The organism is Paenibacillus sp. NPDC057967, from assembly GCF_042887015.1.
In the GTDB taxonomy this organism is placed as follows: domain Bacteria; phylum Bacillota; class Bacilli; order Paenibacillales; family Paenibacillaceae; genus Pristimantibacillus.
The window spans coordinates 336728-351914 of sequence record NZ_JBHVQB010000003.1; the positions used below are offsets into that span (position 1 = coordinate 336728).

General features: G+C 50.5%; 13 protein-coding genes. 5 read left to right on the forward strand and 8 right to left on the reverse strand.

Annotation, left to right across the window (positions count from 1 at the left end; translation table 11 throughout):
- Positions 1–78: 78 nt before the first annotated feature.
- Positions 79–1509: a sulfatase family protein gene (locus tag ACFVSO_RS08930; RefSeq protein WP_387472334.1), complete on the reverse strand. Its 1431-nt coding sequence runs from the start codon at positions 1507–1509 to the stop codon at positions 79–81.
- 38 nt (positions 1510–1547) lie between these two features.
- Positions 1548–2957, reverse strand: a complete 1410-nt coding sequence (locus ACFVSO_RS08935) for an MFS transporter (RefSeq protein WP_387472336.1) — start codon at positions 2955–2957, stop codon at positions 1548–1550.
- A gap of 325 nt (positions 2958–3282) precedes the next feature.
- Here ACFVSO_RS08935 and ACFVSO_RS08940 point away from each other — a divergent pair, with 325 nt between their 5' ends.
- The gene (locus tag ACFVSO_RS08940) at positions 3283–4410 is read left to right on the forward strand and encodes an ROK family protein (RefSeq protein ID WP_387472338.1); all 1128 of its coding nucleotides are present in this window, start codon (positions 3283–3285) and stop codon (positions 4408–4410) included.
- A gap of 279 nt (positions 4411–4689) precedes the next feature.
- Here the strand turns inward: ACFVSO_RS08940 and ACFVSO_RS08945 are convergent, their stop codons facing one another.
- From ACFVSO_RS08945 to ACFVSO_RS08965, 5 genes are all read right to left on the reverse strand, one after another.
- Positions 4690–5730 (reverse strand): LLM class flavin-dependent oxidoreductase, encoded by a 1041-nt coding sequence (locus tag ACFVSO_RS08945; RefSeq protein WP_387472340.1) that lies wholly within the window; start codon positions 5728–5730, stop codon positions 4690–4692.
- Positions 5731–5872: 142 nt separating this feature from the next.
- Positions 5873–6733, reverse strand: a complete 861-nt coding sequence (locus tag ACFVSO_RS08950) for a MetQ/NlpA family ABC transporter substrate-binding protein (RefSeq protein ID WP_387472343.1) — start codon at positions 6731–6733, stop codon at positions 5873–5875.
- 115 nt (positions 6734–6848) lie between these two features.
- Complete coding sequence (locus tag ACFVSO_RS08955; protein WP_387472345.1) at positions 6849–7517, reverse strand: methionine ABC transporter permease; 669 nt, start codon at positions 7515–7517, stop codon at positions 6849–6851.
- The gene (locus tag ACFVSO_RS08960; protein ID WP_387472347.1) at positions 7514–8302 is read right to left on the reverse strand and encodes a methionine ABC transporter ATP-binding protein; all 789 of its coding nucleotides are present in this window, start codon (positions 8300–8302) and stop codon (positions 7514–7516) included. Before ACFVSO_RS08960 ends, ACFVSO_RS08955 begins: the two co-directional genes overlap by 4 nt.
- 23 nt (positions 8303–8325) lie before the next feature.
- Positions 8326–9636 carry a homocysteine synthase gene (locus ACFVSO_RS08965; RefSeq protein ID WP_387472349.1) on the reverse strand — a complete coding sequence of 437 codons (1311 nt, stop codon included), beginning with the start codon at positions 9634–9636 and terminating at the stop codon, positions 8326–8328.
- Positions 9637–9921: 285 nt separating this feature from the next.
- Between ACFVSO_RS08965 and ACFVSO_RS08970 the strand changes: the two genes are divergently transcribed.
- A complete protein-coding gene (locus ACFVSO_RS08970; protein WP_387472351.1) occupies positions 9922–11259 on the forward strand; it encodes an LLM class flavin-dependent oxidoreductase in 1338 nt (445 codons plus the stop codon).
- A gap of 500 nt (positions 11260–11759) precedes the next feature.
- Entirely contained in the window at positions 11760–11975 is a 216-nt protein-coding gene (locus tag ACFVSO_RS08975) for an aspartyl-phosphate phosphatase Spo0E family protein (RefSeq protein WP_387472353.1), read from the forward strand.
- 115 nt (positions 11976–12090) lie between these two features.
- Here the strand turns inward: ACFVSO_RS08975 and ACFVSO_RS08980 are convergent, their stop codons facing one another.
- Positions 12091–12708, reverse strand: coding sequence for a GntR family transcriptional regulator (locus ACFVSO_RS08980; protein WP_387472355.1), 618 nt, complete (start codon positions 12706–12708; stop codon positions 12091–12093).
- Between the two features lie 201 nt (positions 12709–12909).
- Between ACFVSO_RS08980 and garR the strand changes: the two genes are divergently transcribed.
- Together garR and ACFVSO_RS08990 are read left to right on the forward strand one after the other, a co-directional pair.
- Positions 12910–13806, forward strand: a complete 897-nt coding sequence (gene garR / locus ACFVSO_RS08985) for a 2-hydroxy-3-oxopropionate reductase (RefSeq protein WP_387472358.1) — start codon at positions 12910–12912, stop codon at positions 13804–13806.
- A gap of 33 nt (positions 13807–13839) precedes the next feature.
- Complete coding sequence (locus ACFVSO_RS08990; RefSeq protein WP_387472360.1) at positions 13840–15186, forward strand: GntP family permease; 1347 nt, start codon at positions 13840–13842, stop codon at positions 15184–15186.
- Position 15187 lies beyond the last annotated feature (1 nt).

Genomic DNA, 15187 nt, shown 5'->3' on the forward strand with positions numbered 1-15187 from the left:
ATGTTGGACATATTTAGCTCTTCACCTTTCAAATTCCTAATTTAATTGATTGATTTCCTATTCCGCATACTTTCATGTTTATTGCCGCTGCTTCAACTTCTCCATATGCAGCCGGCCCTCTTGATTAAAGGCAGCAATTCCGGTCACATTCGGTCCCGCAAGGTTGCTCTGTCCGGTACCGGTAACAGGCATTCGCGCTCCATCCATCTGCGGATCAGCGTACTTCACGAACCATTGCTCGAGTTGATTCCTCATCTCCTGAACGAGATCCGCATAAGCCGGTTCCTCATACAAGTTGTTGCGCTCCTCTGGATCACGCTCTAAATCGAAGAATGCAAAAGGGCCGTAAGGATACCGATGAATATACTTATATTGGTACGAACGAATCATGCGCACAGGACCATATTCATCATAGACAACGATGTGACCTTCTTCCTGACCTTCTATGCCATCCAGCAACGAACAGAAGCTTCGCCCCGGCAAATCTGTATTCGATTGATAAGATATGCCTACATACTCGAGCAATGTCGGCATCACATCATATTGACTAAGCAACGCAGAGCTCACTTCGCCTTGCCTAATACGACCAGGATGACTGAATATAGCCGGTACTTTAACAGAATTGTCGTACATATTTTGCGGGTAGGTTGCATTACCCTTGCCCCATATACCATGTTGACCGCAGCTAAATCCGTTATCGCTCATAAAGCAAATTAACGTATTCTCTCGCAACCCAAGATGCTCAAGCTTGTCCAGCAACAGCCCTACGTTATAATCCATCGCTGTAACCGCTGCGAAGTATCCCTTAAGATTCTCCCTGGCCTCTTCGAATACATTCGCGGGATTAGACAGAGACAGGTAATCTGGATGCATAGGTTCCTGTGGACAAGAGTGAAATTGGCATTCGTTATACAGGTCAACATATTTCTGCGGATGCTCTCCAATCCACAAGTGATGCGGCGCCGTATAATGAACACTTATATAGAACGGGTTCTTCCGCTCGGACTGCTCCTCGATAAATCCCATTGCATCTTGTGTGATCAAATCGGTTAAATATCCCGATTCTTTAATCACTTCCCCGTTTCGCACCATCATCGGGTTGTTGTAATGCCCGCCGTCATACAGATAGGTGTACCAGTGGCTAAATCCATTCTGCGGCTTATAGTCATTACACAGCCCCCACTTTCCGCTAAGACCGCATACATACCCTTGCTCGGCTAACAAATCAGTATACGCGACTTGCCCGTCCAAATAAGACAAGTGCGGGTTATCATTCTCTCTCACGAAATCATGTACGCCATGCTGAGAAGGGATTTTCCCAGTAAGAATGGAACCTCTTGCCGGAGTGCACACGGGAGAGGTGCAGAAAAAATGATCGAATCGTATGCCTTCGCTCGCCAATCGATCCAAATTAGGCGTCTTGATCTCATCATTTCCAGCGCAGCCAAGCGCCCATTGTCCCTGATCATCCGTCAGTATAAACACAATATTGGGTTGCTGAGTTGACATTGTTGTCGTTCCTCCATCCTCTCACAATCTTTTCTACACTAAGCCTGCTTAATCAACGCCTCCTGAGGCTTGACATTTTTCTTAAATATGAATAGGAACATGGACGTCGCCGCTACAATAAGAACTAATAATATGACTGACATATTACTGAATGGCGCGGCTTCCGCGCGACCGGAGAAATCGACCAGAGCCTTACTCATGAAAGAAGCGCCGAAGAACATCCCGATAAAGGCAGCTCCGATTGAAGATCCTAATTGCACGACCAGCTTCTCTATGCCAACGCCCGCGCCATGAAATTGAGATGGCAAAAGTTGCGTGTAGTTCGATAAATATCCTGAGAAAAACAGCACATAGCCAATATTGAAAACCCCAAGTCCAATAAATACAGGCACTACCGAAAATCCGACAAAAAGTGCAACGACCAATAGACCGGTAAAAATGAAACCGCCTCCAAGGATCACCATATTTCTATATCCGATGGCCTTAATAATTCGTCCAGAGAACATGCCTGTCGCAAACGCCAATATATTGGTGAACATATTGAACATCCCGATTACGCTCAGAGACATGCCGTACGTATCCCTCACGATAAATGGGAAAATGAACAGGAACGCCGCTTGGGTCATATAAAAAATTAAGCAAACTAGAAGCGATCCACTTACCCCTTTAATACCCAGCACACGCAGATCAACAAATGGATCTTTTTTCTTATTGGAATAAAGCACAAAAATGAAGCCAAGTACAATAGCTGCCCCCAACATCCAGAGATACTGCATTTTGAAGGTAAAGAAAAGAATAATAAGTGTGACGACTCCCGTCAGCATAACAACTCCTGCGTAATCAAAAGAATGCTGCCGGCTTTTCTCCTGTGGCATATGCCTGTAAATAGTTGGGATGCTGAATATCGTAATACATGAAAATAAGAAAATGTAATTCCAGCTCAGGTGCTCGGTAATATAGCCGCCGAGCGCATTGCCGAAAGCCGCTCCCAGTTGGAAAATGGCTCCGATAAATCCGAATAGCTTTGCCGCCTCAAGCTTGTTGAAATAACGAAGCGCAATAATGACAGCTAGTGCGACCGGTGCTGCAATCGACATCCCGAACAAAACACGGAAAAGAATTAATAGCGTGAAATGATAGACGGAGAATACGCCGAGAACCGAAATAATCGGAAATGTGGCGCAAGTGACAAGCAAGATTCTCCGCATGCTGATGCGATCGGCTAATATCGTATAAACGATCGAGCAAACTCCAAATGCCAGCGTCCCCATTGAGATAACGAGACTCACCGTTGATGGGGCAACTTTGAATTCATCAACAAGCTTTGGGGAAATCAAATTGAATACATTGTTATTAAATACAAAGAAAAATTCAAACACCAGCAACCAAGTCAATACCTTCCATATCCCGAGTTTTCCCTCTTTGGACAACTCAGTTCTCATTCCCATAAAAACTCACCCCATCATTTAGTATGCTCCTTTATTGCAGCTACATGTAACTGCTTTCATTGTAATGCGATTGAGCCTATTTGTACATAACTTTTTTTGAATTTGAATAAAAGTATGTGTTTTAAATTAATAAAAAGCTTGTATCCCAATATTTACTCGTAACTTATTTCGTTTTTGAATGTATGTATACGGATTCTTCATCAAACTATTTTTTCCTATTTTTCTCCATTCTTGTATCCCCATAAGGATTCAGCTAGAATGAGAATGAATTTTCTTTTCTAATGAATAGGAAGTGATTCTTCTGCTTAAGCAATTTACACAACCCATGTCGCCCAAAAATTTGAACTTGCAGACCATGTATCGGATTATTCATAAATTCGGACCTGTATCGGTCAGTGATGTTGTGGAAATATCCAAATTAAAGCCCAATACTTGCTCTCGCTTATTAGAAGAGCTTCTTCAAGCGAATTTAATTCAGTTGTCCGGATACGGACTCTCCAGCGGGGGACGAAAGCCGCTTATGTATCGGATTAATGCGAAAGCCTATTCGGTAATTGGCATCGACATTTCACTCTCGTATATAACGATTGCGTTGCTTGATTTGGAGCTGGATATTATCGATGTCATAAAGAAAAAACTTCAATCAACTGAAAGTGCCGCAGCCATTCAAGCATTTTGCCTGGAATCCGTTCAAAGCTTAATTCAGGAACATCATATCGATCAAGAGAAGCTGCTTGGGATTGGAATTGGTTCGACCAGTCATCGTCCTGTAAACGGGATCGTGCAATTCATGGAGGAAAGATTCCAAGTCAGGATCATAGAGAAAAACGGAGCAGATCTCGCAGCCCTGGGCGAATACCGCAAATTCAACCATGATCAGGGGGAACGGCTCCTTTACACGATGTCTAGCATTGGCATTCGGAGCGGATTTGTAACCAAACTCGGAATCGAAAATCGGCATTCCGTCCTATCCGATCATGCATTCGGCCATATGGTCGTAGATGTGAATGGTCCAAGATGCACCTGCGGCGCCTATGGATGTTTAGAGGCGTTCAGCAGCGTTCGAGCCATTCGTCACGAACTCGTGCGTCAGATTAAGTTAGGGCAACCATCTAAGCTTACTGAGCTTATAGACAATATCGAGCATCTCGAATTCGAGCATATGCAAGAAGCGCTTACGCTTGAAGACCCTTTGACTTGCCACGTTGTAAGAACCGCCGCCTATTATTTTGGCATTGGTCTGTTCAATTTGACCCTCATCACACAGCCGGACACCGTTATTATTGGAGGCGCGCTAGGTCCGAATCCCGTATTTTTCAATACTGCGGTCGACGCAGTTAAAAAAAGAATGTCAAACCTACCTGAGATGAACATCCAATACAAACCTGCCGCAAACTACAACATTGTTGCCATTGGTGCAGGCTGCCACGTCATTGATTCATTTACGGAATAATATACAGCTCCTTTTGAATCATTTCCTCGCATATTTCCGCAAAAAAGCATCGTCCCGCATAAAGGGAACGATGCTTTTATTACGTTGAATCGCCGCAGCGACTTATCGATATAGATTAACTTATAACGGCGATATCGTTCTTGCGATACACCGAATACAGCCTATTTCGGTTGAGAGCAAGATGTAGCCTGCAGCAACGTTCCAGTAACTGGGGACTTTCTCGACAGCCTGAACAAGGCGCAGCCGTTATTGGCTGCGCCTTGTTCTTTTCATATCCAATTAAGGAATAGCTCGGTCGGACTCCTTCTCTTCAGAAGCTGTTTGTGCCGCTTCAATGAGCAGCTCGAAGCTGCGGATACGCTTCTCCGGGTGGCGAATCGGAGCAAGCAAGATCAGCTCCGGCACATTCAGCCGCTCGGCCTTGTGCTTCAGCTCGCGCCATACCGACTCTCCTGTTCCTTTTGTAATATGCGGCTGCTTCACTTCGATCGTATACGGCTCCGTCGACTGCTTCTCGAATTGCTCCGCATGCTCCAGCGTCGATACCGTGATCGTGCGACCGCTTGCCAGATGAATCTTAATCAGCTGCACTTCGCTGGCAATCGCTGCAGCCTCCTCTTCCGTATCCGCGGCAATAATCGATAACGCCACCAGCGGCAGCGGCTCCGAGCCGCGCACCGAAGTGAAGGCATCACGATAAGCGTTCAAAGCCTCTTCCGCTGCATCCTCATCGCCCGTAATAAACAAGGAGAATACGTACGGCAATCCGAGGCGTGCGGCTTGCTTCGCGCTTTCGACCGACGTGCCGAGAATGAAGAGATCGGCGGGAATAAGCGGGAGCGGCGTGGCCTTCAGTCCGTACAGCGGATGGCTCTCCTCCAAGGAATCCGTTAAGTAGCGGTCCAGTTCCGCGAGCTTCTCCGTCAAATCCGGCAAGGTACCGTAATTGCTCTGCCGAAGCGCCTGCGCAGACTTGGGCAAGCCGCCCGGCGAACGTCCGATGCCGAGATCGACCCGGCCGGGCGCCAGCGACGACAGCACGTTGAAGTTTTCCGCAACCTTGTACGGGCTGTAATGCTGGAGCATAACGCCGCCTGAGCCTACGCGAATCCGCTCCGTGCTTGCCAGCAAATACGAGATGAGCACCTCCGGCGACGATCCCGCTACATGGGCGGAGTCATGATGCTCCGATACCCAGAAACGGTAGTAGCCTAGCTGCTCTGCCCGCTGCGCCAGCCGCACGGTACTCCTTAACGCTTCCGAGCCCGTATCTCCTTTATAAATAGGGCTTTGATCTAAAATGCTTAATCGTACAGCCATCTTGCAGCCTCCCTGAGTCATAAGTTTGATCGCATAGATGCGAGCAAGCCGCCCTCGCAAGTAGGACGGCTTTGCCGCAAGTTTCTAACTTGGTTTTTCTTGTTTACTTAGAGAATGTCGCTCGTTCTGGCTTAATTGCCCATTAGAATGCCGGTACAACAGCTACGCCGTACTTCTCTTCAATGAACTTCTTTACCTCCGGCGAAGTGAGCGCATCGTGCAGCTTTTTGATTTCCTCGCGGTTCTCGTCACCCTTGCGCACAACAATGATGTTGGCATATGGAGAATTCGCATTTTCACGGAACAGAGCTGACTCCGGATCAATCTTCGCTTCCAGAATCAAGTTCGTATTAATAATAGCGCCGTCCAGATCCGGCAGTGCACGCGGCAGCGTCGCGGAGTCGGCTTCGATAAATTCCAACTTAAGCGGATTGTCGACAATGTCCTTCGGCGTCGCCTCATAGGTCGTGAGATCATCGCGCAGCTTGATCAGACCTTGCTCCTGAAGCAGCACCAGCGCGCGGTATTCATTGGACGGGTTGTTCGGAATGCCGATTTTGGCGCCTTCCTTGATCTCATCCTTCGACTTGAGCTTATCGGAGTAGAAACCGATCGGCTCCACGTGAACCTTCGTCGTCACGGCAAAATCATAACCCTTCTCATCCTTGATCGAATCAAGGTAAGGCACGTGCTGGAAGAAGTTCGCATCGATCTGCTTCTCATGCAGCGCCGGATTCAGCTGCCCTTCATCGTCGAATACCACCACTTCAAGGTCGACACCCTTCTCCTTCAAAGACGCCTTCACCTCATTCAAAATCTCGGCATGCGGCACGGCTGCGGAGCCGACCTTCAGCGTCACGCTTCCCGTATTGCCGCCAGCTGCCTCCGACGGCCCCGGCTCATTGCCCTTTTCCTTATTGCCCGATGAGCAGCCCGCCGCCAGGATGGCAAGAGTCAGCATAAGAGCAGCTACTGTAATCGATTTGTTTTTTTTACGTTTCATCGGAATCATGACCTTCTTTCCTGTAATTGGATTCATGTGATTGCATTGTCTATGTATCGATTCCTGCGGGCGCTGGAATTGGATCATAGGATTGATTTGGCTGAATCGGATTGCCTTATTCCCGTTTGAACCGCCGCTGCTGGATGGTTCGGGCCGTCCAATCCCCCGTCCATTGAATGAGTTGAACGAGCACAATAATAACGAGTACAGTCGCAAGCAGAATATCCTCCCGGAACCGCTGATAGCCGAATCGGATTGCCAGGCTGCCCAGCCCGCCCGCTCCGATCGCTCCGGCTACTGCCGTAAATTCCGTAATCGCAATGACGGCAATCGTCGCTGCGCGCACAAGCGCGGGCAATGCCTCGGGAATGAGCACCCGAAAGATGATAACGGCGGGGGATGCGCCGACCGACTTCGCTGCTTCGATCTTGCCCCCGGCAACTTCTTTGAGCGAATTCTCGATAATTCGCGCCAGGAATGGAGCTGCACCGATGGACAATGCCACGATCGCCGCTTTCGGACCTAGCGAGGTACCGACGATGAATCGCGATACAGGCAGCAGAATGACGATTAGAATGATAAATGGCAAGGAGCGAACGGTATTTATGAAGAAGCCGATCACCTTGTTCAGAATCGGAATCGGCAGAATGCCTCCCCGTTCTGTCACGACCACCGTAATGCCGAACGTCAGACCAATCGCGAGGGCGAACAGCGACGACCAGAACACCATATACAGCGTCTCCAGCAGTCCGGTCCACAGCAAATCGAATAGATCATCCCTCATATGCCTGCACCCTGTCCCTCTACCAAAAACCGATTGGCGTAATAGTTTTGCACAATATGGACGAACCGCTTTGACGTGGCGCTTTCGGGATGCATAAAAAATTTATCCACCGTACCCGTCTCTACAATTCGACCGCCTTCGATGACCGCCATCCGGTTGCAAATATGCTGCAGCACATCCAGCTCATGCGTAATGAGCACAATCGTCAGCTTCAGCTTGCGGTTAATATCCTTCATCAGCTCCAGGATGGAATGCGTCGTCTCCGGGTCAAGCGCCGACGTTGCCTCATCGCTGAGCAGCACATCGGGGTCGTTGGCGAGCGCCCGGGCAATGCCGACGCGCTGCTTCTGCCCTCCGCTCAGCTGCGACGGGTACATGCCCGCTTTGTCAGACAGCTGCACCAGCTCCAGGATGTCGGTCACACGATCGCGAATTTCGGCTTTGCTCTTCCCCGCCACCTCCAGCGGGAAGGCGACATTCCCGTATACCGTGCGGGAGTCCAGCAGGTTGAACTGCTGGAAGATCATGCCGATCTTCTGGCGCGCTTGCCGCAGCTCCTTCCCCTTCAGCAGCATAATATCCTTGCCGCCGACGAGGATGGAGCCCGCATCCGGCTCCTCCAGCCGGTTCAGGCAGCGGATGAGCGTTGATTTGCCCGCGCCGCTGAAGCCGATAATGCCGAAAATATCTCCCCTGTCGATATGCAGATCGATTCCGTCAAGCGCCTGTATCGCAGCTCCTTTTGCCGTAGAATAGCTCTTGCTCAGTTGTTGTACTGTAATCATGCATATCTGCCTCCACCCTGCCCTCAGGCCTCGCTGGCCGGCACTTGCTGGCTTAGCTCAATCGCCTGTTTCAAATCTTCGATGATGTCCTCAATCGCTTCCGTTCCGATCGACAGCCGGATTAGTCCCGGCGTAACGCCTGCCGCCAGTTGCTCCTGCTCCGACAGCTGCAAGTGCGTCGTGCTGGCCGGGTGGATAATGAGCGACTTGGAGTCGCCGACATTTGCCAGATGAGAGAATAGTTTTACGCCATGGATGAGCTGCTTGCCGGCTGCGACGCCTCCCTTGATTCCGAATGCGAGAATCGCTCCCTGCCCTTTTTTCAAATATTTCTGCGCCAAGGCGTAGGAAGCGTGCGACTCAAGCCCCGGATAGCTGACCCACTCAACATCCGGATGGTCTTCCAGATACCGGGCTACAGCCAGCGCGTTCTCGCTATGACGCTCCAGTCTAAGATGCAGCGTCTCTAACCCTTGCAACAGCAGGAAGGAGTTGAATGGGGACAAGACCGCGCCGATATCTCTCAGCAGTTGAACTCTAGCTTTCGTAATATAAGCCAGCTCCTTGAACGCTTCTGTAAACACAATGCCTTCATAGCTCGAATCAGGCTCCGTCAGCCCCGGGAACTTGCCGCTCGCTTCCCAGTCGAACTTGCCGCCGTCTACGATGACCCCGCCGATCGACGTACCGTGACCGCCAATAAATTTGGTGGCGGAATGAACGACAATGTCTGCGCCATGGGCGATTGGCTGAAGCAGATAAGGGCTCGGGAACGTGTTATCCACAATGAGTGGAATGCCGTTGTCATGCGCCGCTTCAGCGATCGTCTCGATATCCAGCACATCCCCTTTTGGGTTGCCGATCGTTTCTGCGAAGATCGCTTTCGTATTGCTGCGGATCGCTTTGCGGAAATTCTCAGGGTCCGACGGATCGACAAAGGTCACGTCAATGCCGAATTTCAGAAAGGTCGTGGCGAACAGATTGTACGTGCCCCCGTACAGGCTGGCCGAGGATACGATATGGTCCCCCGTTCCTGCAAGGTTGAAGATGGAATACGTGATTGCCGCTTGACCCGATGCGGTAGACAAGGCCCCGGCGCCGCCTTCTAAGGCAGCGACTCTTCGCTCGAATACATCCGTCGTTGGATTGCCTACGCGGGTGTAGATATGACCGAACTCCTTCAGTCCGAACAGGTTCGCCGCGTGCTCGGTATCACGAAACCCATAAGATGTCGTCTGATAAATTGGTACCGCTCTTGCAAAGGTAGCGGGATCAAGCTCTTGTCCTCCGTGGACAGCCAGTGTCTCAGGACGGTAGTTTTGCTCGTCTGCCATGTTCAACACTCTCCTCGTATGATGAATGGGTGAACAAAAAAAGGAGATGCAACTGAACGATCAGCAGCATCCCCGGTTATCCGGTAGAATAATATTGAGTATTCATACCTATTTAGTTGGACTTATGAACACAGTATAGGCCAGCTTCCCGGATTCGTCAACATTTCAAAAAAAGATTATTTCAAGCAATCATTTGAAAATGGGGATTGACGCAAGAATTGGCACCGTGTTAAATTATTTTCCAATAAATCTTATGTGATTAATTGGATATGGGGAGTGCACAACATGACAGCGAATCGTCAAATCAAACTATCGGCTTATCTGGTCGGGACCGGCATGCATACCGCCTCATGGCGGCTGCCGGGGGCACAACCCGGCTCCAGCATCGACATCGACTATTACAAGCGGTTGGCTCAGACGGCCGAGCGCGGCAAGTTCGATATCGCCTTCCTGGCCGACAGCCTTGCCATTAACGAAGTGTCCCATCCCAACATTCTGAACCGCTTCGAGCCCATTACGCTCATCGCCGCTCTGGCCGGAGCTACGTCACATATCGGCCTGGTCGCCACTGCGTCCACCTCCTATATCGAGCCGTTCAATCTGGCAAGACTGCTCATGTCGGTCGATCATATCAGCAAAGGTCGAGCAGGCTGGAATATCGTCACAACACGTGATCTCTCCGGCAATACTGCCCGCAACTTCGGTGCCGAGGAGCATCTGGAGCACAGCTTCCGCTACAAGCGCGCGGCTGAATTTCTGCAAGTCGTGCGCGGGCTGTGGGACTCCTGGGAGGACGACGCCTTCGTGCGCGATAAGGAGTCCGGCGTATTCTTCGATCCTGAGAAGCTGTATCGTATCCGGCATAAAGGCGAGTTTTTCTCCGTAGAGGGTCCGCTCAATATCGGCCGTTCCCCGCAAGGCCATCCCGTCCTTGTGCAGGCAGGCACCTCGGATTCCGGCCAAAGCTTCTCTGCCCAAGTTGCGGAAGTCATCTTCTCAATCAAATACAACTTTGAGGATGCCGAGCAGTTCTACCGTTCGTATAAGCGTATTGTAGCGGAAGCCGGACGCAACCCGGAGCATGTCCATATCCTGCAAGGCTTCTCCCCCATCATCGGCAGCACGGAAGCGGAGGCGACGGAGAAGCGGAAGCAGCTGGAATCGCTTATCAGTGAAGATACCGGCATCAGCTTCCTCTCCGATTATTTCAAAGATATCGACTTTACCGGCTATACGCTGGACGCGCGCGCCGATGAGTTGGGGCTCGGCGAGCTTAAGCTCGCCAAGTCGGATTACCGCAAGCATCAGCCGGTGATCGAGCGGGAGAATCCGACGCTTCGGGAGCTGTACTCCTTGCTTACCGGCGCATTCAGCGGCGAAGATTGGGTCGGCACGCCGGAGAAGATTGCCGAAACCATTGAGCGCTGGTTTCTCGGCGGAGCAGCCGACGGCTTCATGCTGATGGCGCCTTCTCTGCCCGACGGGCTGGAGGTCTTCGTCGACCAGGTCGTTCCGATCTTGCAGAAGCGCGGACTATTCCGCACCGAATATGAAGGCGCCACGCTTCGCGAGCATCTGGGCATCCCCATTCCGCCTAACCGATATACAAGCATTCATGCCTAAAGGACGGGGCTGGCCCGACGCTGCGGCGCCGGTCCAGCCCCCATATTTTGCCGATTCATATGACCTGCCTTCGCTCGATATACACATTCGAAAATGCCCTTGCGACTCCTGCTCCATACAGCACCCCCACCGGCATAAAAACAAAGGCTGCGTCCGCTTTTTATCAAAGCGCAAACTTGGTCTTTCCATAACCCCACCCTTCATCCATCGATGTCGGAAGCCTCATCCAGTCCTCATGCTCACAGGGCCGGAACTCTCCTTCTGCTTACCCTTTGCCCCTTCTATCCTTTTCATAATCCCCATTGGATTATTTGGTAATTTGTGTATATACTATCATTGACATGGACCAAGCGTCAAAATAACATACGATCCAGAAATTCACAAAACATTCTTCGACTTTTTATTCCACATATCGCCATTCTTCTCTATTTGTTGTAAACTATAGATAAGAAATGATACTTTCGCATGAAATTTTATACTTTCAAAGGAGGATTAGCCCTTTGGACTGTCCATGTAGGAATCAAATCGAGAAGCTCAGAGTCATTATGGAAAACACCTTTGATGAGTTCCAATCCTTCGTCGACCCGTCCGTACTGCTAGCTAGCCAAGCGCTGGACGACGCTCTTGTCCAATACCGCAAATGCCCGATGTTCAACCAATGCAACCAATGGGGGCGCACATGCACTGAAGATAAGAAGAAGCGCATGGCTGGCTAGCACGCCCCTGCCATCCCTTTTACACATAGACTGCAGCACCTGAGTGACTCAAGCTTTCTTGCCCGCTGCCTATTGAAAGAAGCCCCGAGACACTCGGAGGCTTCTATTGTCATGCCTAATGCTTTCCCAGATGCAAATAAAAATCCAAATCCGCCTGTAGATGTTCCTTCATCAGTCTCTCTGCGGTTGCTGCGTCATGAGCGCGAATCGCATCCAGAATATGCTGGTGCTCATCAATCAGGAACGGGCGTTTATAATAGACCACCGCTCTTCGGAACAAATAGATGATGGATTGCATCCGATCAATAATACTAATAATTTCCGGGTTCCGGCTCGCCTGAACGATCAGATCATGGAACTGCTTGTTCGCATTCATTGTTACCTCGACCGTGCCTTCGTGCGCAATCGTGATGCATTCCTGCACCTTGTCCTGAGTCGCCTCGTCCATATAAGATGCTGCGCAGCGCGCAGCGAAACCCTCCAGAAGCATGCGTACCTCGAAAATATGGCGCAAATCCTCCACTGTGGGCTGTACGACACGCTTGCGCTGAATGAGGCCCTCCTGCTCCAGCTTCCGAATCGACTCTCGGACAGGCGTTCGGCTGACGCCGAGTTCTTCCGCAAGTCGTTCCTCTACCAGCTTTGTTCCTCCCGGCAATTCTCCATTCAATATTTTATCCCTAATCAGCTCATAACAATGCACATATGCCGCTTGAAACGCCTGCTTGCTCATGAATTTAACCTTCCTTTGCTGCTCATAAAAATAGCGGTTCGGTACAGACTATCTCTAAATTATAAAGCTATCGAATCGCCTTTGAAAGTGGAATCCAATATTTATTTTGTATCCATTTCGTATTTTTTGTATACATTTTAAAAATATTTGTGTACAATAACTTTCGAAATCACTAAACAACACGATATAGGAGGTTCCAACATGAAGATTGGTTTCGTTGGACTTGGCATTATGGGTAAACCAATGGCCAAAAATTTGATTCAAAAAGGTTACAGCCTTACGGTGTACGATCTGAATACGGAAGCCGTTGCCGACGTGGTACAGGCGGGTGCAGTGCAAGGAGCTTCCCCTAAAGCCGTTGCAATTGAAAGCGATGTCATAATTACGATGCTCCCTAATAATGCAATTGTGAAGAGCGTTGTTCTTGGCGAGGACGGCATTATCCATGGAGCCAAAGAAGGCACTATCGTAGTCGATATGAGCTCCATCTCGCCCGTCGTGGCAAAGGAAGTGGCCGAGGCCCTTGCGGCGCTAGGCATCTCCATGCTGGATGCGCCGGTAAGCGGCGGCGAGCCCAAAGCGATTGACGGCACCTTATCCATTATGGTAGGCGGAGATGAAGCGGCCTTCCAGCGCGTACTGCCCGTTCTCACTAGCATGGGCAAAGATGTGGTCCGTGTCGGCCCGAGCGGCAGCGGCTCCACAGCGAAGCTGGCCAATCAGATCATTGTAAACGTTAACATAGCAGCTATGTCCGAAGCGCTCGTATTGGCGGCAAAAGCCGGCATCGATATCGAGAAGCTCTACCAGGCGATCCGCGGCGGATTGGCAGGCAGCACGGTGCTTGATGCCAAGGTTCCCATGATTCTGGAGCGCAATTTCAAGGCGGGCGGCCGTGTTGACATTAACTTGAAAGACCTGACGAACGTGATGGAGACGGCTGACGCCTATGACGTGCCGCTTCCGCTTACAGCCCATGTGCGCCATGTATTCGAGACGCTCCGGGATGAAGGCAAGCAAGCACATGATCACGGCGGCATCGTTCAGTACTACGAGAAGCTGGCGAATGTGGAAGTCGGCGGCAAGAATCCTAAATAAGCAACAACACTACGACGAAAAGGTGGAAGCCCTATGTTAACCGGACCTATGCTCATTGTTGCATTCGTTATTGCATTAGCCTTTCTCTTCCTGCTCATTATCAAATGGAAGGTTGAACCGTTTCTCGCTTTGACTGTTATCGCCTTCGGAACGGCGATCGCCATCGGGATTCCGCTGAAGGAAGTGCCTGGCATCGTCACCTCCGGCTTCGGCAATACGCTAACAGGGGTTGGCATTTTGATCGGTCTTGGCGTTATCTTCGGCCAATTCCTTGGCGCTTCCGGCGCGATCGAGAAAATTGCCGAAGCGCTGCTGAAAATATTCGGCATCAAGAAATCCCCGGCAGGCCTTGCCGTATCAGGTACTATCGTATCGATTCCTGTCTTTTTCGACGCCGCCTTCGTCATTCTGAGCGGATTACTGAAGAGTCTCGCCTCCCGCACAGGGATTTCGATTATTACGTTCGTCACGGCGCTTGGCATCGGCCTCATTACCTCTCATAACATGATTGCGCCTACGCCTGGCCCGATGATCGTAGCTGAGAATACGGGCTCGGATTTGGGTCTGTTCATTCTGTACGGATTAATCTGCGCTATTCCGGCTACGCTTGTCGGGGGCTTCGTATACGGCATGTTCATCGGCAAACGTGTGAAAACCGAAGTGAAAGCAGAGGACATCGAAGAGGTGAAAGTCGAGGAAGGCTCGCGCAAAGAAATCAGCACGGCATTGTCCTTCGGCATGCTGGCGCTTCCGATCGTGCTAATTCTAGCGAATACCTTCTCCAAAATGCTGTTTCCGGGCACGTCCATTGAGACGTTCTTCGGATTCATCGGTGACAAGAACATCGCCCTGCTAATAAGCGTTCTGGCGGCGATCATCTTCCTTCGGCCTTACATTGCGGACAATTACAACAAACTGTATTCCGAAGCAATCGCTACGGCGGGCATGATCGTACTCATTACGGGCGCGGGCGGCGCATTCGGCGCAGTCATTAATCATAGCGGCATCGGCGACTATCTGATTACGACGATGCAGAGCTGGAGCATTCCGGTTCTCATGCTGGCCTTTATTTTCTCTCAAATCCTGCGGGCATCACTCGGCTCTTCGACGGTGGCGCTGGTGACAACGTCTACTATCATGGGACCGCTTATTGTCGATCTGGGCGTATCGCCTATTCTGCTCGGCCTCGCAATCTGTGCGGGCGGCATCGGCTTGTCACTGCCGAATGACTCCGGCTTCTGGGTCGTGAACCGCTTCGGCAAGCTGACGGTGCCGCAGACGCTTAAAGTATGGACGCTCGGCGGTTTCATCGCCGGTCTGACCGCGCTGGCTTCCGTCTATGCGCTTAGCCTGTTCAGCGGCATTCTGCCAGGGCTGTAAT